Annotated in this window: 31 protein-coding genes; 18 read left to right on the top strand and 13 right to left on the bottom strand. The window is 60.0% G+C overall.

Annotated elements, in window-relative coordinates; genetic code table 11:
- Positions 1-36 precede the first annotated feature (36 nt).
- From SJY36_RS05500 to SJY36_RS05510, 3 genes are all read left to right on the top strand, one after another.
- Positions 37-435 carry a helix-turn-helix domain-containing protein gene (locus tag SJY36_RS05500; RefSeq protein ID WP_005852388.1) on the top strand — a complete coding sequence of 133 codons (399 nt, stop codon included), beginning with the start codon at positions 37-39 and terminating at the stop codon, positions 433-435.
- Positions 428-694, top strand: a complete 267-nt coding sequence (locus SJY36_RS05505) for a succinate dehydrogenase assembly factor 2 (RefSeq protein WP_037943808.1) — start codon at positions 428-430, stop codon at positions 692-694. Before SJY36_RS05500 ends, SJY36_RS05505 begins: the two co-directional genes overlap by 8 nt.
- 112 nt (positions 695-806) lie before the next feature.
- On the top strand, positions 807-1,307 hold the full coding sequence (locus SJY36_RS05510) for a MarR family winged helix-turn-helix transcriptional regulator (RefSeq protein WP_037943810.1): 501 nt from the start codon (positions 807-809) through the stop codon (positions 1,305-1,307).
- Here the strand turns inward: SJY36_RS05510 and SJY36_RS05515 are convergent.
- The 5 genes from SJY36_RS05515 to SJY36_RS05535 form a co-directional block, all read right to left on the bottom strand.
- Complete coding sequence (locus SJY36_RS05515; RefSeq protein WP_386173525.1) at positions 1,301-2,029, bottom strand: DUF1194 domain-containing protein; 729 nt, start codon at positions 2,027-2,029, stop codon at positions 1,301-1,303. The genes SJY36_RS05510 and SJY36_RS05515 overlap by 7 nt on opposite strands.
- Positions 2,026-2,736, bottom strand: a complete 711-nt coding sequence (locus SJY36_RS05520; RefSeq protein ID WP_340289077.1) for a DUF1194 domain-containing protein — start codon at positions 2,734-2,736, stop codon at positions 2,026-2,028. Before SJY36_RS05520 ends, SJY36_RS05515 begins: the two co-directional genes overlap by 4 nt.
- A 4-nt stretch (positions 2,737-2,740) precedes the next feature.
- Complete coding sequence (locus SJY36_RS05525; protein ID WP_005852400.1) at positions 2,741-3,175, bottom strand: VOC family protein; 435 nt, start codon at positions 3,173-3,175, stop codon at positions 2,741-2,743.
- 96 nt (positions 3,176-3,271) lie between these two features.
- Positions 3,272-4,666: a surface lipoprotein assembly modifier gene (locus SJY36_RS05530; RefSeq protein WP_386173527.1), complete on the bottom strand. Its 1,395-nt coding sequence runs from the start codon at positions 4,664-4,666 to the stop codon at positions 3,272-3,274.
- Between the two features lie 5 nt (positions 4,667-4,671).
- Entirely contained in the window at positions 4,672-5,739 is a 1,068-nt protein-coding gene (locus tag SJY36_RS05535; RefSeq protein ID WP_386173529.1) for a hypothetical protein, read from the bottom strand.
- Between the two features lie 201 nt (positions 5,740-5,940).
- On the opposite strand from SJY36_RS05535, the gene thyX reads away from it, so the two are divergent.
- The 6 genes from thyX (at position 5,941) to SJY36_RS05565 (ending at position 11,347) form a co-directional block, all read left to right on the top strand.
- Entirely contained in the window at positions 5,941-6,864 is a 924-nt protein-coding gene (thyX, locus tag SJY36_RS05540; RefSeq protein ID WP_386173531.1) for an FAD-dependent thymidylate synthase, read from the top strand.
- Complete coding sequence (locus SJY36_RS05545) at positions 6,857-7,843, top strand: hypothetical protein (protein WP_386173533.1); 987 nt, start codon at positions 6,857-6,859, stop codon at positions 7,841-7,843. The genes thyX and SJY36_RS05545 overlap by 8 nt, the downstream gene beginning before the upstream one ends.
- 101 nt (positions 7,844-7,944) lie before the next feature.
- The gene (gene istA, locus SJY36_RS05550; protein ID WP_286699790.1) at positions 7,945-9,444 is read left to right on the top strand and encodes an IS21 family transposase; all 1,500 of its coding nucleotides are present in this window, start codon (positions 7,945-7,947) and stop codon (positions 9,442-9,444) included.
- On the top strand, positions 9,441-10,193 hold the full coding sequence (istB, locus tag SJY36_RS05555; protein ID WP_286699791.1) for an IS21-like element helper ATPase IstB: 753 nt from the start codon (positions 9,441-9,443) through the stop codon (positions 10,191-10,193). The genes istA and istB overlap by 4 nt, the downstream gene beginning before the upstream one ends.
- 113 nt (positions 10,194-10,306) lie before the next feature.
- Positions 10,307-10,726, top strand: coding sequence for a hypothetical protein (locus SJY36_RS05560; RefSeq protein WP_386173535.1), 420 nt, complete (start codon positions 10,307-10,309; stop codon positions 10,724-10,726).
- 327 nt (positions 10,727-11,053) lie between these two features.
- Entirely contained in the window at positions 11,054-11,347 is a 294-nt protein-coding gene (locus SJY36_RS05565; protein ID WP_386173537.1) for a hypothetical protein, read from the top strand.
- A gap of 70 nt (positions 11,348-11,417) precedes the next feature.
- Here SJY36_RS05565 and SJY36_RS05570 read toward each other — a convergent pair whose 3' ends face one another.
- Entirely contained in the window at positions 11,418-11,624 is a 207-nt protein-coding gene (locus tag SJY36_RS05570; protein WP_005852411.1) for a cold-shock protein, read from the bottom strand.
- A gap of 155 nt (positions 11,625-11,779) precedes the next feature.
- On the opposite strand from SJY36_RS05570, the gene SJY36_RS05575 reads away from it, so the two are divergent.
- Positions 11,780-12,100 (top strand): arsenate reductase family protein, encoded by a 321-nt coding sequence (locus SJY36_RS05575; RefSeq protein ID WP_386176449.1) that lies wholly within the window; start codon positions 11,780-11,782, stop codon positions 12,098-12,100.
- A gap of 3 nt (positions 12,101-12,103) precedes the next feature.
- On the opposite strand, the gene SJY36_RS05580 is transcribed toward SJY36_RS05575, so the two are convergent.
- From SJY36_RS05580 to thrS, 5 genes are all read right to left on the bottom strand, one after another.
- On the bottom strand, positions 12,104-12,634 hold the full coding sequence (locus SJY36_RS05580) for a DoxX family protein (protein ID WP_005852415.1): 531 nt from the start codon (positions 12,632-12,634) through the stop codon (positions 12,104-12,106).
- 1 nt (position 12,635) lies between these two features.
- On the bottom strand, positions 12,636-13,385 hold the full coding sequence (locus SJY36_RS05585) for a putative DNA-binding domain-containing protein (RefSeq protein WP_386173540.1): 750 nt from the start codon (positions 13,383-13,385) through the stop codon (positions 12,636-12,638).
- A complete protein-coding gene (locus SJY36_RS05590; protein WP_386173542.1) occupies positions 13,382-14,230 on the bottom strand; it encodes a DUF692 domain-containing protein in 849 nt (282 codons plus the stop codon). The genes SJY36_RS05585 and SJY36_RS05590 overlap by 4 nt, the downstream gene beginning before the upstream one ends.
- A gap of 91 nt (positions 14,231-14,321) precedes the next feature.
- Positions 14,322-14,624 (bottom strand): DUF2282 domain-containing protein, encoded by a 303-nt coding sequence (locus SJY36_RS05595; protein WP_005852422.1) that lies wholly within the window; start codon positions 14,622-14,624, stop codon positions 14,322-14,324.
- Between the two features lie 220 nt (positions 14,625-14,844).
- Entirely contained in the window at positions 14,845-16,794 is a 1,950-nt protein-coding gene (gene thrS / locus SJY36_RS05600) for a threonine--tRNA ligase (protein ID WP_278425290.1), read from the bottom strand.
- Between the two features lie 204 nt (positions 16,795-16,998).
- Between thrS and SJY36_RS05605 the strand changes: the two genes are divergently transcribed.
- The 5 genes from SJY36_RS05605 to SJY36_RS05625 all read left to right on the top strand — a co-directional run bounded on the left by SJY36_RS05605 (position 16,999) and on the right by SJY36_RS05625 (position 20,749).
- A complete protein-coding gene (locus SJY36_RS05605) occupies positions 16,999-18,279 on the top strand; it encodes an MFS transporter (protein ID WP_386173545.1) in 1,281 nt (426 codons plus the stop codon).
- 58 nt (positions 18,280-18,337) lie between these two features.
- Entirely contained in the window at positions 18,338-18,571 is a 234-nt protein-coding gene (locus SJY36_RS05610) for a hypothetical protein (RefSeq protein WP_005852428.1), read from the top strand.
- Positions 18,572-18,573: 2 nt separating this feature from the next.
- Positions 18,574-19,323 carry an alpha/beta hydrolase gene (locus SJY36_RS05615; protein WP_386173547.1) on the top strand — a complete coding sequence of 250 codons (750 nt, stop codon included), beginning with the start codon at positions 18,574-18,576 and terminating at the stop codon, positions 19,321-19,323.
- Positions 19,324-19,358: 35 nt separating this feature from the next.
- On the top strand, positions 19,359-19,973 hold the full coding sequence (locus tag SJY36_RS05620; RefSeq protein WP_386176451.1) for a hypothetical protein: 615 nt from the start codon (positions 19,359-19,361) through the stop codon (positions 19,971-19,973).
- Positions 19,974-20,038: 65 nt separating this feature from the next.
- Entirely contained in the window at positions 20,039-20,749 is a 711-nt protein-coding gene (locus tag SJY36_RS05625) for an alpha/beta fold hydrolase (protein ID WP_386173548.1), read from the top strand.
- A 21-nt stretch (positions 20,750-20,770) separates the two neighbouring features.
- On the opposite strand, the gene SJY36_RS05630 is transcribed toward SJY36_RS05625, so the two are convergent.
- Both SJY36_RS05630 and phaZ read right to left on the bottom strand, forming a co-directional pair.
- The gene (locus SJY36_RS05630; protein WP_386173550.1) at positions 20,771-21,361 is read right to left on the bottom strand and encodes a DUF6151 family protein; all 591 of its coding nucleotides are present in this window, start codon (positions 21,359-21,361) and stop codon (positions 20,771-20,773) included.
- Positions 21,361-22,677 (bottom strand): polyhydroxyalkanoate depolymerase, encoded by a 1,317-nt coding sequence (gene phaZ / locus SJY36_RS05635; RefSeq protein ID WP_064217447.1) that lies wholly within the window; start codon positions 22,675-22,677, stop codon positions 21,361-21,363. Before phaZ ends, SJY36_RS05630 begins: the two co-directional genes overlap by 1 nt.
- A gap of 104 nt (positions 22,678-22,781) precedes the next feature.
- Here phaZ and SJY36_RS05640 point away from each other — a divergent pair, with 104 nt between their 5' ends.
- From SJY36_RS05640 to phaR, 3 genes are all read left to right on the top strand, one after another.
- Positions 22,782-24,587 (top strand): PHA/PHB synthase family protein, encoded by a 1,806-nt coding sequence (locus tag SJY36_RS05640; protein WP_386173552.1) that lies wholly within the window; start codon positions 22,782-22,784, stop codon positions 24,585-24,587.
- Between the two features lie 151 nt (positions 24,588-24,738).
- The gene (locus SJY36_RS05645) at positions 24,739-25,182 is read left to right on the top strand and encodes a phasin family protein (protein WP_005852437.1); all 444 of its coding nucleotides are present in this window, start codon (positions 24,739-24,741) and stop codon (positions 25,180-25,182) included.
- A 133-nt stretch (positions 25,183-25,315) separates the two neighbouring features.
- On the top strand, positions 25,316-25,882 hold the full coding sequence (gene phaR, locus SJY36_RS05650) for a polyhydroxyalkanoate synthesis repressor PhaR (RefSeq protein WP_005852439.1): 567 nt from the start codon (positions 25,316-25,318) through the stop codon (positions 25,880-25,882).
- Positions 25,883-25,939: the final 57 nt, after the last annotated feature.

Here is a 25,939-nt window from a genome sequence, read left to right on the forward strand (position 1 = left end):
CGATCAAGCCAGATCGGTCCAAACAGGAGAGACGCAATGGCCGAGAACGAAGACTGGTACGCATCCGACGTGGCAACCTTTGGCGACCGGGTCGCCGCCGCGCGCGAGAACGCGGATATGACGCAAGCCGCGCTCGCCAAGCGGTTGGGGATCAAGCAATCCACCCTGCGCGGCTGGGAAGACGACCTGTCCGAACCCCGCGCCAACCGCCTGTCCACGCTCGCCGGGGTTCTGGGCGTGTCGATGATGTGGCTGATCAACGGCGAGGGCGAAGGCATCGACGCCCCCGATGACACAGCCGCCACCGACGCCAATATCAAAGAAGCATTGATCGAACTGCGCGACATGCGCGCCGATCTGTTGAAACGGGCCGAACAAATGGGCCGTCTCGAAAAGAAACTACGCCGGATTTTCAAAGGGAACACCCATGGCTGAGCTGCACGAACACAAGGTCAAACGTCTGCATATGCGCTCCATGCGGCGAGGTATTAAGGAAATGGATCTCATTTTACCTTCTTATGCCGCAACCCGTCTCGCGACGATGGATGACGCGGCATTGTCCCTCTATGACGATATGCTGAGCGAAAATGATCACGATCTTTATCAATGGGTTACGGGGCAAACACCTGCGCCCGAACCCTTTACCGCGCTGATCGCGGACATCCAGATTCATCTGGCTGCAAACCCGCTTTAGGCGCGGTTTCCCCTGCGGATGTCGGCCCCCGCGCGCCGACATCCGTCCGGTTTAACGATATATTTTATTTTTATCTTCAGCTTCCGCCCCAATCGCAATGTCGGAGTTGAATATGAGTATCCAAAACCCCATCCCCATCCCCCCGTCAGAGGCGGGATTCATGCAAAGCTACCTCGATGCGCTCGGGCTGGTTGAACGGCTGCACCGCCTGTTGCTGGACGTGATCAAGGATGAATTCGAACGCGTCGGCGTGCTGGACATCAACGCCGTGCAAGCGCTGCTGCTGTTCAACATCGGCGACAATGAAGTCACCGCCGGAGAGTTGAAAAGCCGCGGCTACTATCAGGGCAGCAACGTCAGCTACAACCTGAAAAAACTGGTGGATATGGGCTATATGCACCACCAGCGCTGCCAGATCGACCGCCGCTCGGTTCGCGTGCGGCTGACCGGCAAGGGGCGTCACATCAGCGGCGTCGTGTCAGACCTGTTTGGTCGCCACGCCAGCGGTCTGATGCACAAGGGCGCGCTGGGCGCATCGGGCATGGATGACATCACCCGCGCGCTCAAACGGATGGAACGCTACTGGACGGACCAGATCCGCTATATCTACTGACCGCGCAGGGCGGGCAGGGCGGGCGGGGCTTCGTCAGCCAGTTGCGCCAGCGACAGCACCGCCAGCTCGCGCAGCAGCTTGATGGTCATGGCGGATTGATAGGCGTCAAACCCCGCGGCGGGCAGGGCAAAGGCACCGGGGCCGGTGATCACCTCTGCCATGAAATACCCCGTCAGCGTGCTGTCCTCCCCCGCCGCTTCGACCACCAGCGCGTTCACCGTCAGATCGCGCCCCGCCAGCTGTCGTTTCACGTCACGGGGGCGGGGCCCAAGGTTGGATATCCCGTCGCCCGAGATATCAAGCGTGTGCTTCAAACATGCAGGCCGCTGCGCCAGATAGGCCGCCCCCGCCGCCATCGCCACGCCTAGCGCGGTGCCGGGCGACGCGGCCGCGCGCTCCACCTGCCGCAGCCCGTCGATCAGCTCTTGCAGGGCGGCGGCATCACTGATCGACCGCCATGGCGCAATAACGCGCTGGTCTGTCGGGCCGCTCCATTCATAGACCAACAGGGACACCGGTGCCTCCGGTGCCGACAGGATCGCCGCACGCACCGCCGGATCGTCCAAGGCCCCGGCAACCCCGTCCAATTGCAAGCGGTACTCCCGCGCATCGACGGACCCCGACACATCCAGCCCCAAGGCCAGGGCCTGCCGACACTCCGCCACGCCAGCCGACGCCCAAAGCGTTGCGCCGACAAGGGCCGCGACCCCGGCGCGGATCATCCGGCGTCCTCGGCCAAGGGCAGGCTGCCAATCGCAGGGGGCGTCAGCTCGCGTTCCAGCTTGATCCGCATGGCGCGTTCAAAATCCTCGAACCCGTTGGCGATCACCAGAAACGCACCGGGGCCGTGCAAGACCTCGCGTTTGTAAAAGGCGATCAGCCCTGTCTCGGCCTCGAAATCGGCGGCATTCACCACCAGCCCGTTGACCGTCACGTCGTCAAAATCAAACGAGCGATAGGCCAGCGGCGGGCCAAAGCCTTCGTTATTCTGACCGTCCCCCGCCAGATCAATTGTCTTGTATAAACAACGCGGTGCCCGCGCCATGACCGCCGCACCAAACCCCAGCGCATAGCCCATGGCCGTGGGGAAATCATTATGACTGCGCTGGCTGCCTGCCACCACGCCCGCCGCGCGCGTCAGATCGTCGGGCGAGTCTATCATCTGCCAGTCCAGCACCATCTGCTGGTTATAGCGCCCCGACCATTCATAGACGGCCAGCGCCACCGGCAGATCGCTGGCGAAAAACGCCCGCCGCACCGGGTCTGACAGCAACGCGGCGGCGGTGCCGCCACGCTGCAAACGGTCCTCGACCGCATCAACCGAACTGGACACATCCATCGCCAGCAGCAGCGCCAGCCGACACTCCGCCGCCGCTAGGGCCGCGGGTGCGACGCCCAGCGCTGTGGCAAGGAAGGCCGCCCGGATCATCGGCTTACCAATGGCCGGTGTTTTCCATGCTGGCCCAAGGTTCCTGCGGCTCCAGCCGGTCCCCTTCTTGCAGCAATTCGACCGACACATTGTCGGGGGACCGGATGAACGCCATATACCCGTCGCGCGGAGGACGGTTGATCGTGATCCCGTTCTCTTGCAGCATCTTGCAGGTTTCATAAATGTTTTCAACGGTATAGGCGAGGTGTCCGAAGTGACGGCTGTCATCGGGCAGCGCATCATCGCCGTCCCAGTTATAGGTCAGCTCCACATCCGCATGGCCGTCGTCCTGCCCGGGAGGGCACATGAAAATCAGCGAAAACCGCCCATCCTCATTGTCGATCCGGCGGCGCTCTTTCAGGCCCAGCAGCTCGTAGAAGGCTTGCGATTTCTCCAGATCCTTGACGCGCACCATCGTGTGCAAATATTTGATCGGCATGGGTTGGCTCCTTTGCTTTCGTCTTCGGCCTGCAGGGTAGCACGGCTGGCGGCGGTTGCCAGCGGGCAGGGGGCCATAGCCTACACAAAACCTTGATCAGAAGGCAGATTTAATGCCGATGCTGATGCCCACACGGTTGATGTCATACAGGTTGATATTGCTATCCGTACGCGAGGCTTGCAGCGTGGCCGACGGGTTGAACCCGTAATAGTCAAACTGTTGGAACGTGGCGGTGATATCGGCAAAGATGCGTTTATCCTGTCGGCCGTCCGCGCTGTGGCGCGATACATCGTAATCGCGCAGTTCCACGCCCATCCCCAGTTGCAGCGCGGCCCCCGCCACGGGCTTGCGAAACACATAGGCCCCGCGCAGCTCTACCTCGTCATATTCGGAATTCGCATCGGGCGAGGTCGCAACCGTTGCCCCTAAAGACAAATAGGCCAGATCGCCCGAGCTTAGATTCTGCGTGAACGCGCCCGAAATACTGGTGGTCTCCATATCGACGGTGCGTTGGCCGTCCTGCAGCTCATGTTCCAGCGACAGCATGGCTTTCTGGCGCGGCGCGATTCTGTAGCTTTGCGAGATACCCGCCCGCATACGGGTCGCGTATTCGGCCCCGCCATACCAGCTTTGCCCCAGCTGGGCAAAGCTTTGAAACTCGCCCCGCGCGTCCAGATTGATCTGCCGGAACCCATACCCCAGCATCACCGTCCCAAAGGCAAAGTCGCCCCCGTCCACCATCGGCGCATCCGCCTTGGCACTGTCGCTGAGTGAGAACGTCCGGTACGACAGCCCCAGCGTCAGATCATGCGCCCGCGTGGCTGTCTGGTGGAAGCGATAGCGTGTGTTCAGCCCAAACCCGTATTCGATCCCCGATAGCGCCTGCGCACTGCCCGACAGGACATATTCCACCGGCCCGCCAAACAGGATCTCGCTCACCACATAGTTCAGCTCTGATGTGTCGCGCGCGCTGCCATTGTTGATGTTCGAATTGGGGGCCAGCGTGAACGACAGCTGGGTCTGCAGCGCGTTGGTCTGGCGCACATAGGTATAGTGTTGTTCTACCTGTTTGCGGGCGCGGGGGCCGGGGGCGTGATGTGCCGCCCTGCGCAGCCAGAATTGCGCCCGCGTCTTATGCCCGGCAGATGATAGCGCCTGCGCCATGATCATCGCGCTGGCGTATTTCTCTGTGCCGCTGTCGGCCATGCGCCAGGCGGTGCGGCCAGCGGCAATCGCCTCGTCCGTCCGGCCCAGATCACGCAGCGCACGGGCCCGCAGCACCTGCGCCTTGAAATCCCCCGCATCGCGGTGCAGCAGCGCATCGGCAAAGCGCAAGCCCTGCGCCGCGGCCCCTGTCTCTACACTGCGCACGGCGGCATTGCGCAGCTGATCGGGCGACAGCACCACCTCTGGCCACGCCGCGCCACTCGCCGCCGCATAGATCGCGGCGACCACGGCCAACTGCCTTGCACCCTGAGCCACCCGTGCCACCGCGCTTACGGTGTGACGGCCGTCGGATCGCGGTAGATGATGAATCCGCTGGTATCGCGCGCCGTCACGCCCTGCGCCTCTGCCGTGTTCTCAAGCACCAGCACGCCCACGATCTCCTGACTGTCGTCCCCCGCCATCACGGCGTAATAATTCCCGCTCTCATAGGCGACCTTGTCGCCCTCGTTGTTGACAAAACTGCTGTTGATCGACCCGATGATCTCTCCGTTGGCATCCAGCACACCGGGGCCGACCTCGAACAATGCGGCCGGCAGGCTGGTCAGCGAGGAGTCATTCTCCGCGTTGATATTCGCCACCACATCCGACGTGACATCCCGACCGTTCACATCATAGATCCGCCGGTCCGAAAGCCTGCCAGACACACCATCCCCGACCGACCCGTCAGCATCGTTGAAATCGCCGAAATCCACCTGCACCGTCAATGTCCCGGTGGTGTATTGCATCCCGCCCGCGCCGCTGAAATCGCGGATACCGGCGGTGGAGCCCGTATAGATCCCCTGCGCGCCTTCCGCACTCTCCAGCGTCACACCGCCGGCGCGCTTGTAGATGAACCCGCCGAAACCATAGTCCGCATATTGCCCCGTGCGCACAATCGCGAATTGGGTCTTGGGCGTCCCGCTGGCATCGGTGTTCTTGCTGACGCCATAGATCGCCCGATGCGCGAACTGCCGGATCGGCTGGCCGGTCTGGCTGTCGTTGACCGTCTCTGCGGCTTCATAGACCGCATAGGGCCCCAGATCGGCCACCTGCGTGCCGCGCGCATAGACATTGTTCCCGTCAAAGGCGAGCCCATCAACCGTGAACGTATCGTCCCCAGCGTTATAGGTATATCCCTCGGCCTGACCATTGCCATTCTCGTCCTCGGGCTCGGTTCGGGTGATGTCGCTGTCGGGCGTCGGGTTCTCGGTGCCCGGTGGCAACCCCTCCCGCGAGGTAGAGCCTGCGCCCCCATCGGTGCTGCCGTCTGTGTCGTCCGTCTCGCCGTTAAACGGCGTCCCATTCCCACATGCTGCCAAAAATACGCACAGCGCCAGCGCTGATGTCCCAAATTTCATAACTGTCTGCCTCGAAAATTTCTTGTTGATTGCCGCGACAGTCGCCAATCGCGCGCCCTGCTGTCAACGCTCCACCGCGTGTCGCGTGCATTTGCCGCCAAAGTGCTACCCAAAAACAATACCGCATATGGCGGTTCCGGTGGCCTGCTGCCGCAGATATAGTAGACCCCGAATCCACGCCCATATGACAGGACGCCCCCCATGCCGATCAGCCCCGACCAACAAGCCGAAATCGACGCTCTGCGGGCAGAGCCGAAACAGACCCTGCGCGCCGTCTCCGAAGGGATGGAGGCCCATCTCTACAAGGCCATTCCCGTGCTCGACCACGGCTTTGTGCGCGTCATCGACTATATGGGCGACGATGCGGCGATCTGTCAGGCGGCCCGCGTCAGCTATGGGCGCGGTACGAAATCGGTGCAGAACGACGAAGGGCTGATCCGCTACCTGATGCGCCACTGGCACTCCACCCCCTTCGAGATGTGCGAGATCAAGCTCCACGTCAAACTGCCCGTCTTTGTCGCGCGCCAGTGGATCCGCCACCGCACCGCCAACGTCAACGAATACTCCGCCCGCTATTCGATCCTGGACCGCGAATTCTACATCCCCGAGCCGTCCCATGTGAACGCCCAAAGCGTGGTGAACAATCAGGGCCGCGGCGGCGTTCTGGAAGGGGCAGAGGCCGCCCGTGTGCTCGAAATCCTCAAGTCCGACAGCAACCGCGCCTATGACAATTACGAGGCGATGATCGCCGAAACCGGCCCCGACGGGGAACCGCAGGACGGTCTGGCACGAGAGCTGGCGCGGATGAACCTGCCGTCGAACATCTACACGCAATGGTACTGGAAGGTGGACCTGCACAACCTGTTCCACTTCCTGCGTCTGCGCGCCGATGCCCACGCCCAATACGAGATCCGCGTCTATGCCGATGCCATCTGCAACGTCGTCGCCGACTGGGTCCCCGCCGCCTACCGCGCCTTCGAGGATTACCGTCTAGGTGGCGCAACCATGTCAAATACAGCTCTTGAGTGTATCCGCCGGATGGTGAAGGGTGAGGAGGTCACGCAGGAGAATAGCGGTATGTCTAAAGGCGAATGGCGGGAGTTTATGGGAGTGATTGATGGGTGAGGAAGATAGCGATCACACGCTTCCAAGGGTAACTATAAAGAAACGTCAAGGTGCTGGAAGCTTTGGGATAAACTTTCGACTGAGCAACGATATATCGGACGATTCAGACCCGATTGTGAGAAAAATGTTGCGTCTAGTCGATGACTGGACATCCTATTGCATAACGTCACTGCAGTTTATTCCTGGGATGTCAGAAGCTGGGTTTTTCTTTGTTAATCATACGCTTGAAGAGGCGGATATTGCTTTTTTTTCCAGCTTGGCAATAGCAAAAGAAGAGAGGCATGATGAGGCTAAAGAGGAGACTACTTTTAGCTTTATTTTTCACGATGACGACTTGAGTGAAGTTGCAAAGAGAATGGAAACTACTTCGCAGATGCTCAGAGCTGCGCAAACGGTGCAGCGTTCAACACTGAGTTCTCTTATTGCAGAGTTTGATTTCTTCTTCTCTAATTTTCTTGCTTTGTGTGCCAAAAAATTTCCTGATCGGTTTTACGACCTGACTGAAAAGATTGCTTTGAGCGATTTGGCTAAATATAGCACTATGGAGCAAGTTATTGAATCTAGGATAGAGAAAACTATATCTAGAAAGCTTCGTGGGGCCCACTCTGATTACATTGAATGGGCGTTCGATTTACTTGAGCTTGAGAAGAAGGGTAAATCTTATACTAGTTCTCAGCATTACAAAGAGTTTTTAGAAGTTTGTCAGCGACGGCACATTATGACCCACAATGGTGGTGTCATTAACGATGAATATGTCCAAAAGTGCAAGACGGCTGGTCTAAAGGAATCTGAAATACTAGAAGTAGGTGATGCTGCGCAGATTGATGCCAGATATCTGAAAATGGCGACCGCGCGCGTGTATCTTGTAGGGTACTATGCGGCTCAACTCTTTTTGCAGAATCATTACCCTAACGATAGTGCCGCGTGTTATGCAAATATGTTATCAACGTCGCATTCCTTTTTGGAAAGCGATCTGTAAAACGCGGAGCAATATTGGGCCACGGAAGCGGCTGCGTTTTGCAGTTGTAGCGGAGTAAAAGTCCGCCAGTTTGTGCCCTTCGTTTATGCGGAGGGCGGGAGATGTATTCTGTGGATATTTATAGCCGCGTGCGCCGCGCGTGTTTGAAGGACGGCATGTCAGCGCGGGAGGCCGCGCGTTACTTCAATAAAGATCGTAAGACGATTGCCAAGATGCTGCGCCATGAGCTGCCGCCCGGCTATCAGCGTTCAGAACCGCCACGCCGCCCGACGCTTGATGGGTTTGTTGGTGTGATCGATGAGATCCTTCGCACTGACAAAGCCTTGATCAAAAAGCAGCGACACACAGCAAAGCGCATATTCGAGCGTTTGCGCGACGAACATGGATATGCGGGCAGCTTAACGACGGTGACCTATTACGTTCGTGAGCAAAAGCGGCGGACCAAAGAGGTGTTTGTGCCGTTGTCGCATCTTCCGGGCCATGCGCAGGTAGATTTTGGCGAGACGCTGGGTGTGATTGGCGGCGTGGAATGCAAGATCCACTTCTTTGTGATGAGCTTGCCCCATTCGGATGCGGTGTTTGTGAAGGGATATCCCGCCGAGACAACCGAGGCGTTCTGTGACGGCCACGTGTCAGCCTTTGCGTTTTTTGGCGGCATCCCGCAGTCCATTCTTTACGACAACACGAAGATCGCAGTCGCCCGCATTCTGGGGGACAAAACCCGCGTCCGGACCCAGCGGTTCACAGAGTTGCAATCGCATTACCTGTTTGATGACAAGTTTGGGCGGCCTGCGCGAGGCAACGATAAAGGCAATGTTGAGGGGATGGTTGGCTACACCCGCCGCAACTTCATGGTGCCCGCGCCACGCTTTGACAGCTTTGATGATCTCAATGCGCACCTTGAAGCGAAGTGCCTGGCCCGACAGGGCGAGACACTTCGTGGCCACGACAAAACCATCGGCGAGCGCTTGATATCTGATTTGGATGCGCTGATGGGATTGCCCGTTGCGGAGTATGAAGCCTGCGATCACGTCAGCACACGGGCCACATCGATCTCGATGGTGCGCTACAAAGGCAATGATTACTCGGTACCGGTGGCCTATGCACACCATGACGTTCATGTGCGTGGCTTTGTACACGAGGTACTGATCGGTTGCGGCAATGAGGTGATCGCACGGCACCAGCGGTCTTACGCATCCGCGGATATGATCTTTGATCCGCTGCACTTCTTGCCGCTGATTGAGCAGAAGGTTGGGGCCTTGGATCAGGCAGCGCCTTTGCAGGGTTGGGAACTGCCGGACGTCTTCGCGACCCTGCACCGCCTGCTCGAAGCCCGCATGGGCAAACCGGGCAAGCGGGAATACGTTCAGGTCCTGCGTCTGTTGGAAACATTCGACATGGATGTTGTACAGGGCGCAATCAGTCATGCCATTGATCTGGGTGCAATTGGCTATGACGCTGTAAAGCATCTCGTGCTGTGCCGGGTTGAGAAACGACCGCCGAGGTTGGATTTAGAGTTCTATCCGTATCTGCCCAAGGCCAATGTCGCCATGACGCGGCCATCCAGCTACATGAGTTTGATCGGAGGGACAGCAGCATGACTGACGCGCCTCAAATCCTTCTGCACCACCATCTCAAAAAGCTGCGACTGCCAACGTTCCAAGGCGAGTATGCCAAACAAGCGCAGCTTTGTGCGGCCGAGAACAAAGACCATGTGCACTACCTGGCACGGCTGTGTGAGATGGAACTGATTGATCGCGAGCGCCGGATGATTGAGCGGCGCATCAAAGCGGCAAAGTTCCCCAGTACCAAGAGCTTGGATAGCTTTGACTTCAAGATCATACCCAGCTTGAACAAGCCGCTGACGATGGAGCTGGCACGCTGTGATTACGTTGATCGCAAGGAAAACATCATCGCCCTTGGACCGTCAGGCACGGGCAAGACGCACATCGCTTTGGGACTTGGATTGGCTGCATGTCAACGCGGGTTGAAAGTACGCTTCACAACGGCGGCAGCCTTGGTTCATGATCTGATCGAAGCCCAAGATGAGCGGCGATTGCAGCGTCTTCAAAAACAACTGACCAGCCAGAACCTCTTGATCATTGATGAGTTGGGCTTTGTGCCCCTCAGCAAATCCGGCGCAGAATTGCTCTTTGAGGTCATATCGCAATGCTACGAACGCGGATCCGTCATCATAACCTCAAATCTGCCTTTTGATGAATGGACCGAGGTCTTTGGATCAGAACGCCTGACTGGCGCGTTGCTGGATCGTTTGACCCATCACGTCCACATCCTCGAGATGAATGGCGAAAGCTACCGGCTCAAACACAGTCGCAAAAACCGACAATAATCCACCCACAATCAAAGACAGGAAAATGCTGGCCCAAGGGCCAGCATGCGCTTTGGCCCGCTTCAGCTTTGTGAAGAGCACGCGCGCCAAAGCGCAAAACAACATCAAACGCAGTGGCCCCTTTTTATGCCGCGACCTGGCCCACTTTTACTCTGCGATTGACAACAAGAAAGTTTGATCACGGGCTGCGATTAAAGTTTGGTATAAATAGAGCCCTAGCGAAGCTATTCGATCCAAGTTTAGAGAGAAATCAGCAAACTGCGCTCGCAAAGACTGAACTCGAAAAATATGATTGGTCGGTTAGAGATCCAATATTCGAGTTGGCTATCGCTGCCGTCAAACGAGATTTTGAAAATATCAAAGAATTGGCAAGTCTCGCCGCTCAAAGCGGTTTAACCTACTCTGAAGCAAAAACTTTCGTGGTGTTTAGGGAGGTAAGAGAACTACCCGGATTTATGGAGTGTTTCCCTCGAAAAGCACTTCAACTGGCTGATAAACGCGAGAGCGAAATGCAAGACCAAAAGGCTTGCTGATACGTAATTGAGGCGCACGTTTCGGACGATACGTCTCTCGCGCGCATTCCGCGTTCGGCCCTTTGAGCCGTCCACCAGACTGCTCAGTCCAACCAAGCCGGACCATGCCTCACACCAGCGAACGCACGCCACCGCACGCTAACATAACCAAAAATAAACCAACAATAACAATTACTTAAGTTACCCATGGGTAACCCGAGCCCCGCTTCGCAGCCCGTGCCTCTGCCGGTACGCCGTAGCAGCAACACACCCCTGGGGGGCAAAAAGGCTAGACTTGGCCGCTGACGCGGGGCAAATTAAGGGAAATTGAAAATAACGAGGGATATTATGCGTCTAACAACAGGAATGATGGCCGGATTGGGTCTGATGGGCGCGGTTCTGCTGCCCGCGCAGGTCTCGGCAGAGCCCAAGATCTATGCCTATCCGTCCTCGGCCAACTATTGCCCCGCAGGGCTCCAGCCGATCACCATTTCCGGTGTCATCTGCTGCGGCACGCCGAACACCAGCACCAGCTATCAGCAGATGATGGCGCACCCCGCGCCGAAAAAGCACAAGGTGCGGCGCTATACGCCGCGTCCCGTCACCTATTCCTGCGTGCCGGGGGAAAAGGGCTGCCGCTAAGCCGCAGCCCCGCGTGCCTCTGCCCGCATGACGACCAGAAAACCCGGTGTCCCTTGGGCATCGGGCTTTTTTACAGCAGTTCCAGATCCGTCGCCATCTGACGGCCATCGCGGCCCTCGGACATCTCGAAGGACACTTTCTGCTCGTCCGCCAGTCCGGTCAGCCCTGACCGTTCCACCGCAGAGATATGGACAAACACATCCGATCCGCCGCCCTCCGGCGCGATGAACCCGTATCCTTTGGTGGTGTTAAACCATTTGACTGTACCCGTTGGCATTTCTCAACGCTCCTCATTAATCGCTGTCACAGCGTCGAAAAATTGCTTTCGCCGCCTTACGCGATAAAAGGTTGTTCACCCGCGCCGGAAATCAAGAAATTTCGCGCTGCCCGATTATCTTAGGACATATGAAACTCCAAAAAAGTGAGGTGAGAATGCTGATCTACGGTCTGAAAAACTGCGATACCTGCCGCAAGGCGATCAAGGCGCTGCCCGACGCGCAGCTTGTCGATGTGCGCAAGGACGGTGTCCCCGCCGACGTGCTGGCCCGCGCCTACGCGCAATTCGGCGCAGCACTGGTCAACACCCGGTCGACCACATGGCGCGGTCTGGACGACGCGGCGCGCGGTGCCGATCCGCTCGAATTGCTCGCGGCCCATCCCGCCTTGATGAAACGCCCCCTGATCGCGGTGGGGGAGGATCTGTTCCTCGGCTGGAACGACGCGACAAAGGCAAAGGTCAACGCCGCGCAGTAACCCTCAGCGGCGGCGCGCCAGCAAGACGCGATCCAGCGCAACCGGCCCGCCGCCCTTGACCACCAGCACCACCAGCAGCAGCACCCAAAGCCCGCGCTGGTCCAGAATGGTCCCGTCCGGCAGTCGGTCAAACCACTGACCAAGCGCGCTCCATTGCCCGTGGCCGTATAGATCGGTGAGCGATTGCAACACCACAAAGCCGATCATCCCCAAGGCCGCAAACCGCGTGAACAGCCCCAGCACGATCAACGCGGGCAGCACGAACTCCGCCAGCGTCCCCGCATAGGCCACCAGCCCGTGCCACGCCGACAGCGCGGTCGCGTCATAGCCCGCCTCCTCGAACGCGCGGGGGAAGATCTGGACATAGGCACCGGTGCTCAGCGTGAACAGACCGTCAAGCTTCGTCAGGCCAGAGGTAAAGAAATACTGCGTCAGCACCGCGGCGAACAAAAACCGCGCCAATGTGGGCAGCAGCCAGTCTTGCGCGGTGATCCAGCCGGTCGCGCGATCGTAAAGGGTGAGAGTCTTCAGCATCTTATCCGCCGTTCTTTGCGCAAAACGCGCCGGTTGCAAAGCACAGCCCCAAAGCCGCGCCAAGGTCGAAATCGGGGTGCGTGGCCAGCGCGGTGTCATGGGCCTGATCAAGTGTGGCACCGCCGGCCAAGGCGGCGAACCAAGCGCCGCCGCCGGGGGGCAACAGATGCGGGGCGGGGTCGAAGTCGGGACGGGTGATCAACACGTCCTGCGCCTGCATCTGCGGCTTGGGGGCATCCGCCTGCATGTTGAACCGCCAGATGTCATACAGCGGCCAGTCGGAGCGGAGCAGCACCGTCGCGGGGGCGGGGGGCAGCTGCGCCTGCATCATCGCGTCGGGCGCAATCTGCTGGAAGGCGGCAAGGTCGAAGGGCGCGCTGTCGGCGGCGTGATAGGACCGGCGGAGTGCGAGGTCGAGACGGGCGCAATCGGGCAGGTAACGCATCTTTGACAAAGGCGGTTGCGCGGCAAGAAACTGCGGAAAATCAGCGCCATAGTGCATCATTAACGGAGAGCTCGGCGGATGCGCACGCACAAAGGCGGGGGCGATCTGGTCGAAGTTCTGCGTGCCCAGAATCTTGACCACCAAGGGAAAAGCGCTGTGCAGCGCGCCGATCAGCGAATGGGTGACGTTGTTGCGGTAGACGTCATAGCGCGTGTCAGCGGGCGCGCCAGCAGCACCGCGCAGCCCTTCGGGGCGGTCCTGTGTCGGGTCCAGCAGGGGCGTACGAAACTGGTGCAGCGTGGTCATTGGGCCAGCACATCTGCCGCACGCTCTGCCTCGGCGCGCAGGGTCGGCCAATCGGGCACGTCATTGTCCCATTCCACCAGCACGGGCTTGGGGCCGGTACGGTCCAGCGTATAGGCCAGCAAATCCCAAACGGGGTCGACCACGGGGCGGCTGTGGCTGTCGATCAGCAGCGGCTGGTTGAAACCGACGCTGTCTTCCTCGTGACCGCCGACGTGAAGCTCGCCCACGGCGTCTACCGGATAGGCGTCGATATAGTCGCGCGGGGAGAGGGCGAGGTTTTTCGCTGAAATGAACACATTGTTGACATCCAGCAATAAACCACAGGAGGTCCGGTGGGTTAGCTCGGCCAAAAAGTCAGTTTCAGACAAGGTGGATTCATCAAAGGCGAGATAGCTGGAGGGGTTTTCCAGCAACATTTGACGCCCGATCGTGTCTTGCACCTGACTGATATGATCCGCCACGCGGGACAGGGTGGCTTCGGTATAGGGGAGGGGCAGCAGGTCGTTCAGGAATTCGCTGTCATGGGTGGACCATGCAAGATGTTCAGAGAAACTGGCAGGGTTTGCCCAGTCACAGAGCTTTTTCAAACGGGCGAGGTGGTCGCGGTCCAGTGGCATTTCGCCACCGATGCTCAGCCCGACACCATGAACGGAGAGGGCAAATTTTTCGGACAGGGCGCGCAGCTGTGCCAGCGGGCGGCCGCCATCGCCCATGTAATTCTCTGCATGGATTTCGATCCATTCAACTGGACCAGGATCGTCTTGCAGGTCTTTGAAATGCTGGGGTTTATAGCCGACGCCCGGGCTTGCGGGCAATGTGTCGAAACGGGTGGCACCGTCTGGCATAAGAGGCTCCCTATTCGAGGGGTCGTGTGAAGGGGCCTGCGCGGCGGCATGGGGCGTGCCGCGCAGGCGAAGGGTTTAGGCCGCTATGGGCTTAGGCTGGCAGGTCGCGGTCCAGCGCTTCGAGGGAGCCCATACGCTCGGACCCGTCTGCCATTGCGGGCAGTTCCATGTCGGCGCAGGTGCCTGCGTCAACCAGTTTCCAGGCGTTGCCCTGGTAATCGGTGACGGATGTGCCAGCGCATGTGGTGCCCGGGCCTGCGGCGCAGTCATTCTGACCGGCAAGCGCCACGCCGTAGCATTTTTCTTTCGACGCGGCGTTTGCTGCGGTCGAATGTGCGGACAGGGCAGCGGCAACTGCGCCTGCAACGGCGAGTGTTTTCATTGTGTTGGACATTGGTGTTTCCTCCTGAGGTTGGTTGCTTGTCGATAAGGACATTAAGCCGCGTGGGGTGCGACAAAGCTACTCACATCGGAGTGTGTCACGGAGGCGTCAGAAAATCGCCGGTTTTTTTGTAACAATTCGCGAGATTCCAGCGTTGGGAGGCGCAATTTTGAAACATAGTGACATGTTCGGGGCGCAAGTTCGTTGCGCCCCGAGGGGTTTGTTACAGTTTTTAGCCGCGTAAATCGGGCGGTGTGGCTTCGATGCCCAAGGCGTTCGCCACATCCGACAGCGCCTGAACCGAGGTCTGCTTTTCCCCCAGACGGCGGACGGACACGGTTTTCTCTTCGACTTCGCGCGCGCCGACTGCAAGGATCACCGGCACTTTGCCGACCGAATGTTCACGGACCTTGTAGTTGATCTTTTCGTTGCGGATGTCGGCCTCGGCGCGGACGCCTTGCGCCTTGAGCGTGGCCACGACCTCGTGCACGTATTCATCCGCCTCGGAGGTGATGGAGGCGACGACGACCTGACGCGGGGCGAGCCAGAAGGGCAGCTTGCCCGCGTGTTCTTCGATTAGGATGCCGATAAAGCGTTCGAACGACCCCAAGGTGGCGCGGTGCAGCATGACGGGGCGGTGTTTCGCGCCGTCCGATCCGATATAGGTCGCGTCCAGCCGTTCGGGCAGCACGAAGTCAACCTGATGGGTGCCGCACTGCCAGTCACGGCCGATGGCGTCGGTCAGCACAAATTCCAGTTTCGGGCCGTAGAACGCGCCTTCGCCGGGGTTGAGCGTGGGTTCGATGCCTGCCTTGCGGGTGGCCGAGAGCAACGCCGCCTCGGCCTTGTCCCAGACCTCGTCCGAGCCGGAGCGTTTTTCGGGACGGTCAGAGAATTTGACGCTGAAGTTTTCAAAGCCGAGGTCTTTGTAGATGCCCGACAGGAATTCGATGAACTTGGCGGTTTCGGCTTCGATCTGGTCTTCGGCGCAGAAAATGTGGCCGTCATCCTGTGTGAAGCCGCGCACGCGCATGATCCCGTGCAGCGCGCCCGAGGGTTCATAGCGGTTGCACGATCCGAATTCGGCCATGCGCAGGGGCAGGTCGCGGTAGGATTTCAGACCCTGGTTAAAGATCTGCACGTGGCAGGGGCAGTTCATCGGTTTCAGCGCGTTGACCGATTTCTCGCGGGCGTGTTCCTCGTCCACTTCGACGATGAACATGTGGTCTTGGTATTTCTCCCAGTGGCCGGAGGCTTCCCAGAGTTTACGGTCCACGACCTGCGGTGTGTTCACCTCGACATAGCCGCCGGCGCGTTGCTTGCGGCGCATGTAGTCTTGCAGCTGGGTGTAGATCAGCCAGCCGTTGGCGTGCCAGAAGACCTGACCGGGGGCCTCTTCCTGCATGTGGTAAAGGTCCATCTCGCGGCCCAGCTTGCGGTGGTCGCGTTTGGCGGCCTCTTCCAGCATGTTCAGGTGGGCTTTCAGCTTTTCCTTGCCGGTGAAGGCCACGCCGTAGATGCGTTGCAGCATCGCGCGGTCGCTGTCGCCGCGCCAGTAGGCCCCCGCGATGGACATCAGTTTGAACGCGTCGCCCGGCACCTGTCCGGTGTGTTGCAGGTGCGGTCCACGGCACAGGTCTTGCCAGTCGCCGTGCCAATACATGCGCAGCGGTTCGTCGCCGGGGATGCTGTTGATCAGCTCGACCTTATAGGGTTCGCCGTTGTCCTCGTAATGCTTGATCGCGCGCTCGCGGTCCCAGACCTCGGTCCGGACGGGGTCACGCTTGTTGATGATTTCCTTCATCTTCTTTTCGATCAGGCCAAGGTCTTCGGGAGTGAAGGATTCCTTGCGGTCGAAGTCATAGTACCAGCCGTCCTTGATGACGGGGCCGATGGTGACTTTTGTGTCTGGCCAAAGCTCTTGCACGGCGCGGGCCATGATGTGGGCGAGGTCGTGGCGCACCAGCTCGTTCGCTTGCGCTTCGTCGGCCATTGTGTGGATCGCGATGCTAGCGTCCGCGTTGATCGGCCATGCCAGATCATAATGGGCACCGTCCACGGTGGCGCTGATCGCTTTCTTGCCAAGCGATTTGGAGATGTCGTTCGCCACGTCGCCCGCAGTGATACCTGCGTCGTACTGACGTGCGTTGCCATCGGGAAGGGTGAGGGTGATCTGGGCCATCTGGGCCTCCTCGTCGGTTTGGCGCCTACGAGACGCCCGGTTGCGGGTTATATGCGTCCGGCCTGTTTGGCGTCGGTGGTCTGGCTTGTCAATATCGCGGTGGGGCGCGCGGGCGCGGCGGGTGAAATGGGGCGCTGTCCTTTCCTTGGGGGCGCGGTGCCATAGATAACATCAGATTAACGGGTAGCGACGGGACGCGAAGACATGCAGGATGATGTGGCGCAGCGGGCGTTTGAGACGCTTTCAGGGGCAGAGGGCGACGCGCAGGATCTGTCGCCCCATGCGCAAGAGGCCGAGGCCCCGAACGCCCTGCGCCATATCGCCAGCCTGACCATGACCAAAGTGGCTGACGGGCTGATTGACCCCAAGCTCATGCTGTCGTGGCTGCTGACGGCGCTTGGTGCGCCTGCGGTCTATGCCGGGGCGCTGGTGCCGATCCGCGAGGCGGGGGCGCTGTTGCCGCAGATCGTGATGGCGGGCTGGGTGCAGGCGATGGCGCGGCGCAAATGGGCGTGGGTCGCGGGATCTGCGGGGCAGGGCGTCTTCGCGGCGCTGATCGTGCTGGCGGCGCTCACGTTGGACGGATCAGCGGCGGGGCTGGCGATTTGCGCGGCGCTGGCGGGGCTGGCGGTCAGCCGTGCGGCCTGTTCGGTGTCGTATAAGGATATCCTTGGCAAGACCGTGGGCAAATCGCGGCGCGGGTCGATCACGGGCACGGCGGGGTCTGTCGCCTCTGCCGGGGTGCTGGTGCTGGCGCTCCTCCTGATGTCGGGGTTGGTGCAGGATCGCGGCGTGGTGATCGCGGCGATCGCGCTGGCGGCGGCACTTTGGGGCGGCGCAGCGCTGTTGTTTTCCACGCTGGACGAGGCCAAAAGCGAGGGCGGCAAGGCGACGCCTGCCAGTTTCTCTATCCTGAAGGAGGACGCGAATCTGCGGCGGTTCATTCTGGTGCGGGGGCTGCTGGTCGCCACATCGCTTGCGCCGCCGTATTTTGTGGTGCTGGCGGGGGGCGAGGATCAATCCGCCCTCGGCCAGCTTGGCGCGCTGGTGCTCGCCTCGGCTTTGGCGTCGCTGTTAAGCTCCTACGTCTGGGGGCGGCTGTCGGATCAATCGAGCCGCCGTGTGCTGATGTTGACCGGCATTGTCGGGGCCTTGGCGATGGTGGGCGCGGTGGCGCTGGCGCTGCTTGGGATGGCGACGCAGATCTGGGCCATGCCGCTGGTATTGTTCATCCTGATGATCGCCTACCACGGGGTGCGGCAGGGGCGGTCTACCTATCTGGTGGATATGTCGCCCAAGGACCAGCGGTCGGCCTATGCCGCCGTGTCCAACACGGTGATTGGCGGGCTGCTGTTGGTCGCGGGCGTGGCGGGGGGCGGTGCCGCGCTGATCGGGCCGGTGGCGACGCTGGTTCTATTCGCAGTCATGTCCGCAGGGGCCGCGATTGCGGCGCTTGGGCTGCGCGAAGTCGAAGCGGCGGATTGATCGTCTGCGCCACGGGGCGTATGACTGGGGCGCGCATTTGATCCAAAGGGGTTCGCCCATGTCCAAACACAACCGCAACTTCGAGCTGACGATCAGCGATATCGACCTGATCGAGGCAGCGCTACATGTGACCAAACGCGATCTGTCGATGGATGCGCTGAATGACACCGCATCGATGCTGCCTGCCGATGCCGCCAAAGACAGCCTGCGCCGGATCGACGATCTGCTGGGCCGTCTGCACAACCAGAAAATCTTTTATCGCCCCGCCAAGGGCACCTATCTGGGGGGCTGAGGATGACGGCTCCGATGTATCTGGAAACGCCCCAAGGGCGGCGGCTGGCCTATCACAAGACCGAAGGCACAGGCCCCTGCGTGGTGTTTCTGGGCGGTCTGAAATCCGACATGATGGGCACCAAGGCGGTATTCCTTGAAGACTGGGCCAAACGCGAGGGGCGGGCATTCTTGCGGTTCGATTATTCGGGTCACGGGGAATCCTCTGGCGCGTTCACGGAGGGCTGCATTGGTGATTGGGCCGAAGACACATTGGCCGCGGTAGAGGCGTTGACCGAGGGCCCGATCCTGCCGGTGGGGTCATCCATGGGCGGCTGGCAATCTCTGCTGCTGGTGCGCGCGCTGCCCGCGCGGATCGCGGGGCTGGTGACCATCGCCGCGGCCCCTGATTTTACCGAAGACGGCTATTGGGCCAGCTTCACCGAGGCGCAGAAACAGACTCTGGCCGAGACGGGGCAGGTCGAACTGCCGTCCGATTATATGGAGCCTTACATCATCACCCGCCGGATGATCGAGGACGGGCGCAAGCAGCTAGTGCTGCGCGATCCGCTGCATTTGCCGTTCCCCACGCGTTTTCTGCAAGGCACCGCAGACACCGCCGTCAGCGTCGCCACAGCCGTGCGTCTGCTGGAACATGCGCAGGGGCCGGACATGCAGTTGCAACTGGTCAAGGATGCGGACCACCGCTTTTCCGACGACCGCTGTCTGAAGCTGCTGATCCAAGCGGTGGAAGAGGTCTCTGCCACGACCTGAGGATTGGGGGCTTTGCCATGCGTAAACCGGCCAGCATGTGGAGCCTTGAAACCTTTGGACGGGTCCGGCTGTCGCGGCATTTCTTTATGCGCGATTTCATGTACTCAGAGATCTCGGGGTTTCACGGGCAGCCCAATATCCCCGACAATCCCGATCTTGCTATCGAAAACGGACGGGTTTTCTGCACGACCTTGCTGGACCCGCTAGAGGAAACCTTTGGCCGGATCGCCGTACGGTCGGGGTATCGGTCGGCGGCGCTGAATGCCTATGGCAACCGGCACAAGCTGAATTGCGCGGCCAATGACAACCCGATCGAATGTCACATCTGGGACCGTGGCGCAGGGGCGGGGGCGATTGCGGGGGCGACCATCGTGATCCCGTGGTTTGCCGACCAGTATGATCAGGGGCGCGACTGGCGTGATCTGGCGTGGTGGGTGCATGACCATCTGCCCTATTCCGAGATGTGGTTCTTTCCCAAGCTCGCCGCCTTCAACCTGACGTGGAGACCGCAGCCGCTGCGCAGCATCTCAAGCTATATCGCGCCACGCGGGATGCTGTTGCGCGGCGGGAAGTCGCCGTCGGAGCCCGTGGCGCAGCGCCGTGCGCGCTATGGCGATTTTCCGCCCTTGCGTGGCATCGCCTATCCGTGATGAGGTGCGGCGCAGCAGCAGTGTCCCGAAGTGACGCGAATTTATGACTAGTGACAGGGACATACATGGCTGACCCTCTTGTTTTTCTGCCGGGCCTCATGTCTGACGCGCGGGTATTCTGGCCGCAGATCGCCGAGCTGTCGGCGAAAACCGCTGTGACTGTCGCCCCGATTACCCAAGGCGAGCGGATCGAGGAAATCGCCTCTGGTCTGCTGGACCAGTTGCCCAAGCGTTTCGCGCTGGCAGGGTTGGGGTTGGGCGGTGCTGTCGCGCTCGAGATTTTGCGCCGCGCGCCGGATCGGTTGACGCGGTTGGCGTTGATCGATGCCAGCCCGCTGGCCGAAACGCCGCAGAGTGCTGCCGCGCGCGAGATGTTGATCGTCAAGGTCAAGTCGGGGCGGCTGGCCGATGCCATGCGCGAAGAGCTGAACCCCGTCTGGCTCGCCCCCGGTCCGGACCGCGCGGCGATTTTGGAGATTGCGCTGGATATGGCCGACACGCTGGGGCCGGAAGTCTATGTGCGCCAAGCCCGCGCCTTGCAACGGGCCCGTGACCAGCAGGCGGTATTGCGCAAGTGCAAGGTGCCGACGCTGGTGATGTGTGGCGAGGTGGGCAGGCTCAACCCCGTCAAACGCCATAGTTTCATGGCCGAACTGCTGCCTTATGCGATTTTGCGCGTGATCGAGGGGGCAGGGCATCTGCCTACGCTGGAACAGCCCGAAGCCACGACTGCCGCGATCAAGGAATGGTTGAAGATGCCCCTGACCCCTGCGTGATCGGGACGGGGCAAGTGCGGGTTAGCGCAGCGCCTCGGTGATCGCCTTGCGCTGGTCACGCGGAACGATATGCACGGGGCGTTTGGGCGTTGCCGTGTCCGGATCGATAAAGGGGTTCACCTTCCAGCGGCCTGTCACCTTGGCCCCGGCCGCCCGCGACAGCGCCCCCCAGATCAACCGTGGCAGCCCTTCGTTCCGCAGCTTGCCCGAGGGCGTCGGGATATAGCCGGTGCCGACGATCGGCCCAAGCGGGGCAGGGTCGGACAGGGTGCGGGTCATGATGCTGGCAAAGGCGCGCTTGGGCTTGCGCAGCGTGTTGAACATCGGCGTGCCACAGCAAGAGGCATACCAGCGCAGTAGATTTGTCTCCCCGAAGGAAAACACCGACAATTTGTCGAAACCCTGATCGAAGTGGAATCTGTCGGGGGTGGTCTGGAACAGTTGGATCGCCCGTGGCGCGGGGTCGGGCTGGTCGAGGTAGACCTCGGCCGCGCGGCAATCGATGCAGTGGCATTGGGCGTGGCTGCCGCGCGCGGGTGTCACGCCGCGCAGGGTCCCTTTGACCGTGCCGCAGGCACAGGCAAAGGGCAGGTCACGCGGCGCGGCGGGCATTATGCCGTCGACTTCTGTGCGGGGATCGAGGTTTTACCCGCGCTGGCCGGGGCCGCAGGGGCCTTGGGGGCTGTCGCCTTGGCCGTGCGCTGGTTGTCGTCGATGAACTTCAGCACCAGCGGGCGGATATTCTCGCGCCAGCTTTTGCCGGCAAAGATCCCGTAGTGCCCTGCGCCGTCTTCGAGGTGGCTTGCCTTTTTGTCGTCGGGCAGGCCGGTGCAGAGGTTCAGCGCCGCGATACATTGACCGGGGGCCGAGATATCATCCTTGGTGCCCTCGACCGTTTTGACGGCGACATCGGTGATCTTGCCGATGTCCACGGGCTGACCCTTGATCGAGAAGCTGTTGGTGCCGATCTCGTTATCCTTGAAGATCCGCTGCACGGTGGAGAGGTAGAATTCAGCGGGCATGTCCATCACGGCGAGGTATTCGTCGTAGAACTTGTTGTGTTTGTCGTGGTCGCCCGCCACCCCTTGTGCGACACGCATGATCTGGTCGCGGAAGGCCTTGGCATGGGTTTCGGCGTTCATCGTGATAAAGGAATTCAGCTGCAGCAGACCTGGATAGACCTTGCGGCCCACGCCCTGGTGCTGGAAGCCGACCTGCTGGATCATCATCTCTTGCAGCTGGTTCATATTCACGCGGTGACCGAAATCCGTCACCTCTGTCGGGCTGGCCGCGGTGTCGATGGGGCCGCCGATCAATGTGAGCGAGCTTGGCTGCGCCTTGGGGTCCTGTTCCGCCAGATAGGCGGTCGCGGCGAGGGTCAGCGGGGCGGGTTGGCACACCGCGATGACATGCACGTCGGGGCCCAGATGGCGCATATAGTCAACGAGCCGCAGGGTATAGTCCTCTACGTCGAACTTGCCGGCGCTGACGGGGATGTCGCGGGCGTTGTGCCAGTCGGTGATATAAAGGTCCGCGTCAGGAATCAGGCTGATGACGGTCGACCGCAGCAGCGTCGCATAGTGGCCCGACATGGGCGCGACCAGCAGGATCTTGCGCTTGGGCGCATCGCGGCCCTGTACGACGAAATGCACCAGATCGCCAAAGGCACCTTCCAGCTCTTTCTCGATCAGGACGGGATGGTCCGCACCATCAACGCCCACGGCGGGGGGGATATCCCAATCAGGTTTGACCACCATGCGCGAAAAGCTGCGTTCGGTCACTTCGCCCCATGCGGCCATCCAGTTCAGCGCAGGGTTCGGGATGGCGGCAAAAGCGGGATACGATGCCATCGCCAACGCCGTGGCACCCAGCCACTGGTTGGTGTTTCTCATCGTTTCCATTAAATCGTAAGATGCCATATACTTCATGTAAGGGGTCTCCTGTTGGGGGCCTTGTGCCCGGCATCTTGTCAGACCCTCCCCCAAAGGTCGGCGCGATGCTGCAGGTGCAAACATAGGGAGGAACGGTTAGCATGACAATAAAAACAACCAAGACCGACGCAGAGAGCTCCAAGGCACAGGAACGTATGGAGGAAAACCTGCGAAAGGTCGAAGCGCTTGGCGCGCGGCTGTCGCAGATCATGGTCGGGCGGGACACGCATCAGGCGAGTTTGGACGGCCCGAATCAAGAGCTGTTTGCAAAGGCCGCCGCGTCCTATTGGACCGAAGCCGTACAGAACCCCGCCAAGATGATCGAACAGCAGGTGTCCTACTGGAGCAAATCCGTCGGCCACTTTATGGAGGCGCAGCAGGCGCTGGCCAAAGGCAAGCTGGCCGCGCCGGAAGATACCTCGCCCGAGGATCGCCGCTTTGCCAACCCGCTGTGGAAATCGCACCCCTATTTCAACTTTGTCAAACAGCAGTACCAGATCAACGCAGAGGCCTTGGGTCAAGCGGTGGATCATGTGGCCGATCTGGCCCCGCATGAAAAAAAACGGCTGCAATACTTCAGCCGCCAGATCATCGACATGATGAGCCCGACCAACTTTCTGGCCACCAACCCCGATGCGCTGGAGCGCGCTGTGGCGACCGAGGGCGAAAGCCTGATCCGCGGGCTGGAGAACCTGATTGCCGATCTGGAGGCGAATAACGGCGAGCTGATCGTGCGGCTGGCCGATGAAAGCGCGTTTGAACTGGGCCGCAACATCGCCACATCCCCCGGCAAGGTCGTCTATCGCAACAAGCTGTTCGAGCTGATCCAATACAGCCCCAGCACCGAAAAGGTCGATGCCACGCCGATCGTGATCTTCCCGCCCTGGATCAATAAATTCTATATCCTTGATCTCAAGGCCCAGAACAGTCTGGTGAAATGGATCGTGGATCAGGGCTATACGCTGTTTATGGTGTCATGGGTCAATCCGGACCAAAGTCATCGTGACATCGGCATGGGCGACTATATCGAGGACGGGTTCCTGACCGCGATCCGCGAGGTCAAGGAGATCACGGCGCAGGAACAGGTGCACGCCGTAGGCTATTGCATCGCAGGGACCACGCTGTCGCTGACGCTGTCCTTGATGAAGCAGCGCGGCGATACATCCGTCAAATCCGCGACCTTCTTTACCGCGCTCACCGATTTCTCCGATCAGGGGGAGTTCCAGCCCTTCCTGACCGATGACTTTATCGACGGGATCGAGGCAGAGACCAAGGACAAGGGGATTCTGCCTTCGGTCATCATGGCGCGAACGTTCTCTTTCTTGCGGTCGAATGATCTGGTCTATGGGCCCGCGATCAAAAGCTATATGCTGGGCGACACGCCTCCGGCCTTTGATCTGCTCTATTGGAACGGTGACGGGGCGAACCTGCCGCAGCGCATGGCGATGGAGTATCTGCGCGGGCTTTGCCAGCAGAACAAGCTGGTCGAGGGCGGCTTTGAACTGTTGGGTCATCGTCTGAAGCTGGAGGATATCGATGTGCCGCTGATCGCCATCGGCTGCGAGACCGACCACATCGCGCCGTGGAAAGACAGCTATCGCGGCGTGCGCATGATGGGCAGCGCGGACAAGACCTTTGTGATGACCCAATCGGGCCATATCGCGGGGATCGTGAACCCGCCGAGCAAAGGCAAATACGGCCACTACACAAACGACGACCTGTCGCTGGATCACGAGGACTGGCTGGAGGGGGCAAAGTTCCACGAAGGGTCGTGGTGGCCCCGCTGGGGCGCGTGGCTCGAGAATTGCTCTGACGGGAAAGTCGATGCCCGTATTCCGGGTGAAAAGGGCCGTGATACCCTTGGCGAAGCCCCGGGTACCTATGTGGTGCGCAAGGCAAGGGGCTGATCTGATTAGTCAATTTTTTATGGGGCGGTGGGCTGAAATGGCCTGATGCTGCATTGCAGAAAAAACTTGCAATGCCGCACTGCAGCATCTATCTATGGGGTAGTCATAACGTAGCGGTAGACGCCGCTTGACCCCAGAAGGAGAGTTTACCATGACGAAGACACCAGATTTCGCCGCGATGATGAAAGACATGATGGGTGCATTCCCAGTTGACACATCCGCAATGAACGACGCGTTCAAAACAACCGCGACACTGAACGAAAAGCTGTCCGGCGTAGCGCTGAACGCTGCCGAGAAATCCGCCGAGATTTCCAGCAAATGGACAAAAGACACTCTGGCAAAAATGTCCGAGATGTCGAAAGCCAAGCAAGAGCCAGCAGATTACGCCAAAGCAATGACCGAGTTCACCTCGGCCTCTGCTGAAGTCGCGTCCGAGCATATGGCCGCTTTCGCTGAAATCGCGAAGAAGGTCCAGATGGACACAGTCGAGCTGATGATGGCTGCGGGCAAAGACATGTCCGAAGAAGCAACCGCTGCTGTGAAAAAAGCGACATCCGACGCGACAGCCGCCACAAAGAAAGCCGCTGCGAAGTAATCGCACCGGCCTTTGGTTCAGGTAAAGATTGATCAGGGCAGACTTTGCGGTCTGCCCTTTTTTGTGGCACCTATCTTTTTCATTTAAGCTGCCCTAAGCTGCAATGCAGCATGCTATTTGGGAAGGATCTACCGTGACCGAAACAGTCAAGCCCCTGCTTATCAAACGATATGCCAGCCGCCGCCTGTATAATACCGAAACCAGTGACTATGTGACGCTGGATGATATCTCGGGGTTTATCCGCGACGGGCGCGAGGTGCAGATTGTGGACCTGAAATCAGGCGACGATCTGACCCGCCAATATCTGCTGCAGATCATCGCCGAACACGAAAGCCGCGGTGAATCCGTGCTGCCCGTGGATGTGCTGAACGATCTTGTGCGCAGCTATATGTCCCCCGATGCGAGCGTTGTGCCGCAGTTCCTCAAGACATCGTTTGACATGCTGCGCGACGGTCAGGCGCGGGTGCTTGAGAACATGAACACGATCAACCCGATGGCGAAGATGCCCGGTTTCGAGGTCATGCAGGCCCAGCAAGAGGCGTTCATGAAGGCGATGACCGGCAATATGCCGACGCCTTGGAACGGCATGGGCAAGACCGACCAGCGCCCCGCCAGCGCCAAGGGCGATGACGCCGAAAGTCTGGATGCGATCAAACAACAACTCGCCGAGCTGCAGGAGAAACTCTCCAAGCTGAAGTGACGGCGCTTGGCCCCCGTTTGAACGGTTAAAGCCCACCCGCTGACGGGTGGGCTTTGG

This window comes from Sulfitobacter sp. R86518, from assembly GCF_042466275.1.
GTDB lineage: Bacteria > Pseudomonadota > Alphaproteobacteria > Rhodobacterales > Rhodobacteraceae > Sulfitobacter > Sulfitobacter pontiacus.

Excerpts from the sequence above, each read along its gene's own strand:
- SJY36_RS05595 (WP_005852422.1), bottom strand. The coding sequence starts at position 14,624 with ATGTCCAACACAATGAAAACACTCGCCGTTGCAGGCGCAGTTGCCGCT.
- thyX (WP_386173531.1), top strand. The coding sequence starts at position 5,941 with ATGCCGATCAGCCCCGACCAACAAGCCGAAATCGACGCTCTGCGGGCA.
- SJY36_RS05525 (WP_005852400.1), bottom strand. The coding sequence starts at position 3,175 with ATGCCGATCAAATATTTGCACACGATGGTGCGCGTCAAGGATCTGGAG.
- SJY36_RS05615 (WP_386173547.1), top strand. The coding sequence starts at position 18,574 with ATGACGGCTCCGATGTATCTGGAAACGCCCCAAGGGCGGCGGCTGGCC.
- SJY36_RS05505 (WP_037943808.1), top strand. The coding sequence starts at position 428 with ATGGCTGAGCTGCACGAACACAAGGTCAAACGTCTGCATATGCGCTCC.
- SJY36_RS05500 (WP_005852388.1), top strand. The coding sequence starts at position 37 with ATGGCCGAGAACGAAGACTGGTACGCATCCGACGTGGCAACCTTTGGC.
- SJY36_RS05565 (WP_386173537.1), top strand. The coding sequence starts at position 11,054 with ATGCGTCTAACAACAGGAATGATGGCCGGATTGGGTCTGATGGGCGCG.
- thrS (WP_278425290.1), bottom strand. The coding sequence starts at position 16,794 with ATGGCCCAGATCACCCTCACCCTTCCCGATGGCAACGCACGTCAGTAC.
- SJY36_RS05520 (WP_340289077.1), bottom strand. The coding sequence starts at position 2,736 with ATGATCCGGGCGGCCTTCCTTGCCACAGCGCTGGGCGTCGCACCCGCG.
- SJY36_RS05625 (WP_386173548.1), top strand. The coding sequence starts at position 20,039 with ATGGCTGACCCTCTTGTTTTTCTGCCGGGCCTCATGTCTGACGCGCGG.
- SJY36_RS05610 (WP_005852428.1), top strand. The coding sequence starts at position 18,338 with ATGTCCAAACACAACCGCAACTTCGAGCTGACGATCAGCGATATCGAC.
- SJY36_RS05640 (WP_386173552.1), top strand. The coding sequence starts at position 22,782 with ATGACAATAAAAACAACCAAGACCGACGCAGAGAGCTCCAAGGCACAG.
- SJY36_RS05545 (WP_386173533.1), top strand. The coding sequence starts at position 6,857 with ATGGGTGAGGAAGATAGCGATCACACGCTTCCAAGGGTAACTATAAAG.
- SJY36_RS05580 (WP_005852415.1), bottom strand. The coding sequence starts at position 12,634 with ATGCTGAAGACTCTCACCCTTTACGATCGCGCGACCGGCTGGATCACC.
- SJY36_RS05570 (WP_005852411.1), bottom strand. The coding sequence starts at position 11,624 with ATGCCAACGGGTACAGTCAAATGGTTTAACACCACCAAAGGATACGGG.
- SJY36_RS05590 (WP_386173542.1), bottom strand. The coding sequence starts at position 14,230 with ATGCCAGACGGTGCCACCCGTTTCGACACATTGCCCGCAAGCCCGGGC.
- SJY36_RS05630 (WP_386173550.1), bottom strand. The coding sequence starts at position 21,361 with ATGCCCGCCGCGCCGCGTGACCTGCCCTTTGCCTGTGCCTGCGGCACG.
- SJY36_RS05515 (WP_386173525.1), bottom strand. The coding sequence starts at position 2,029 with ATGATCCGCGCCGGGGTCGCGGCCCTTGTCGGCGCAACGCTTTGGGCG.
- SJY36_RS05585 (WP_386173540.1), bottom strand. The coding sequence starts at position 13,385 with ATGACCACGCTGCACCAGTTTCGTACGCCCCTGCTGGACCCGACACAG.
- SJY36_RS05620 (WP_386176451.1), top strand. The coding sequence starts at position 19,359 with ATGTGGAGCCTTGAAACCTTTGGACGGGTCCGGCTGTCGCGGCATTTC.
- istB (WP_286699791.1), top strand. The coding sequence starts at position 9,441 with ATGACTGACGCGCCTCAAATCCTTCTGCACCACCATCTCAAAAAGCTG.
- SJY36_RS05645 (WP_005852437.1), top strand. The coding sequence starts at position 24,739 with ATGACGAAGACACCAGATTTCGCCGCGATGATGAAAGACATGATGGGT.
- phaZ (WP_064217447.1), bottom strand. The coding sequence starts at position 22,677 with ATGAAGTATATGGCATCTTACGATTTAATGGAAACGATGAGAAACACC.
- SJY36_RS05605 (WP_386173545.1), top strand. The coding sequence starts at position 16,999 with ATGCAGGATGATGTGGCGCAGCGGGCGTTTGAGACGCTTTCAGGGGCA.
- istA (WP_286699790.1), top strand. The coding sequence starts at position 7,945 with ATGTATTCTGTGGATATTTATAGCCGCGTGCGCCGCGCGTGTTTGAAG.
- SJY36_RS05510 (WP_037943810.1), top strand. The coding sequence starts at position 807 with ATGAGTATCCAAAACCCCATCCCCATCCCCCCGTCAGAGGCGGGATTC.
- SJY36_RS05535 (WP_386173529.1), bottom strand. The coding sequence starts at position 5,739 with ATGAAATTTGGGACATCAGCGCTGGCGCTGTGCGTATTTTTGGCAGCA.
- SJY36_RS05575 (WP_386176449.1), top strand. The coding sequence starts at position 11,780 with ATGCTGATCTACGGTCTGAAAAACTGCGATACCTGCCGCAAGGCGATC.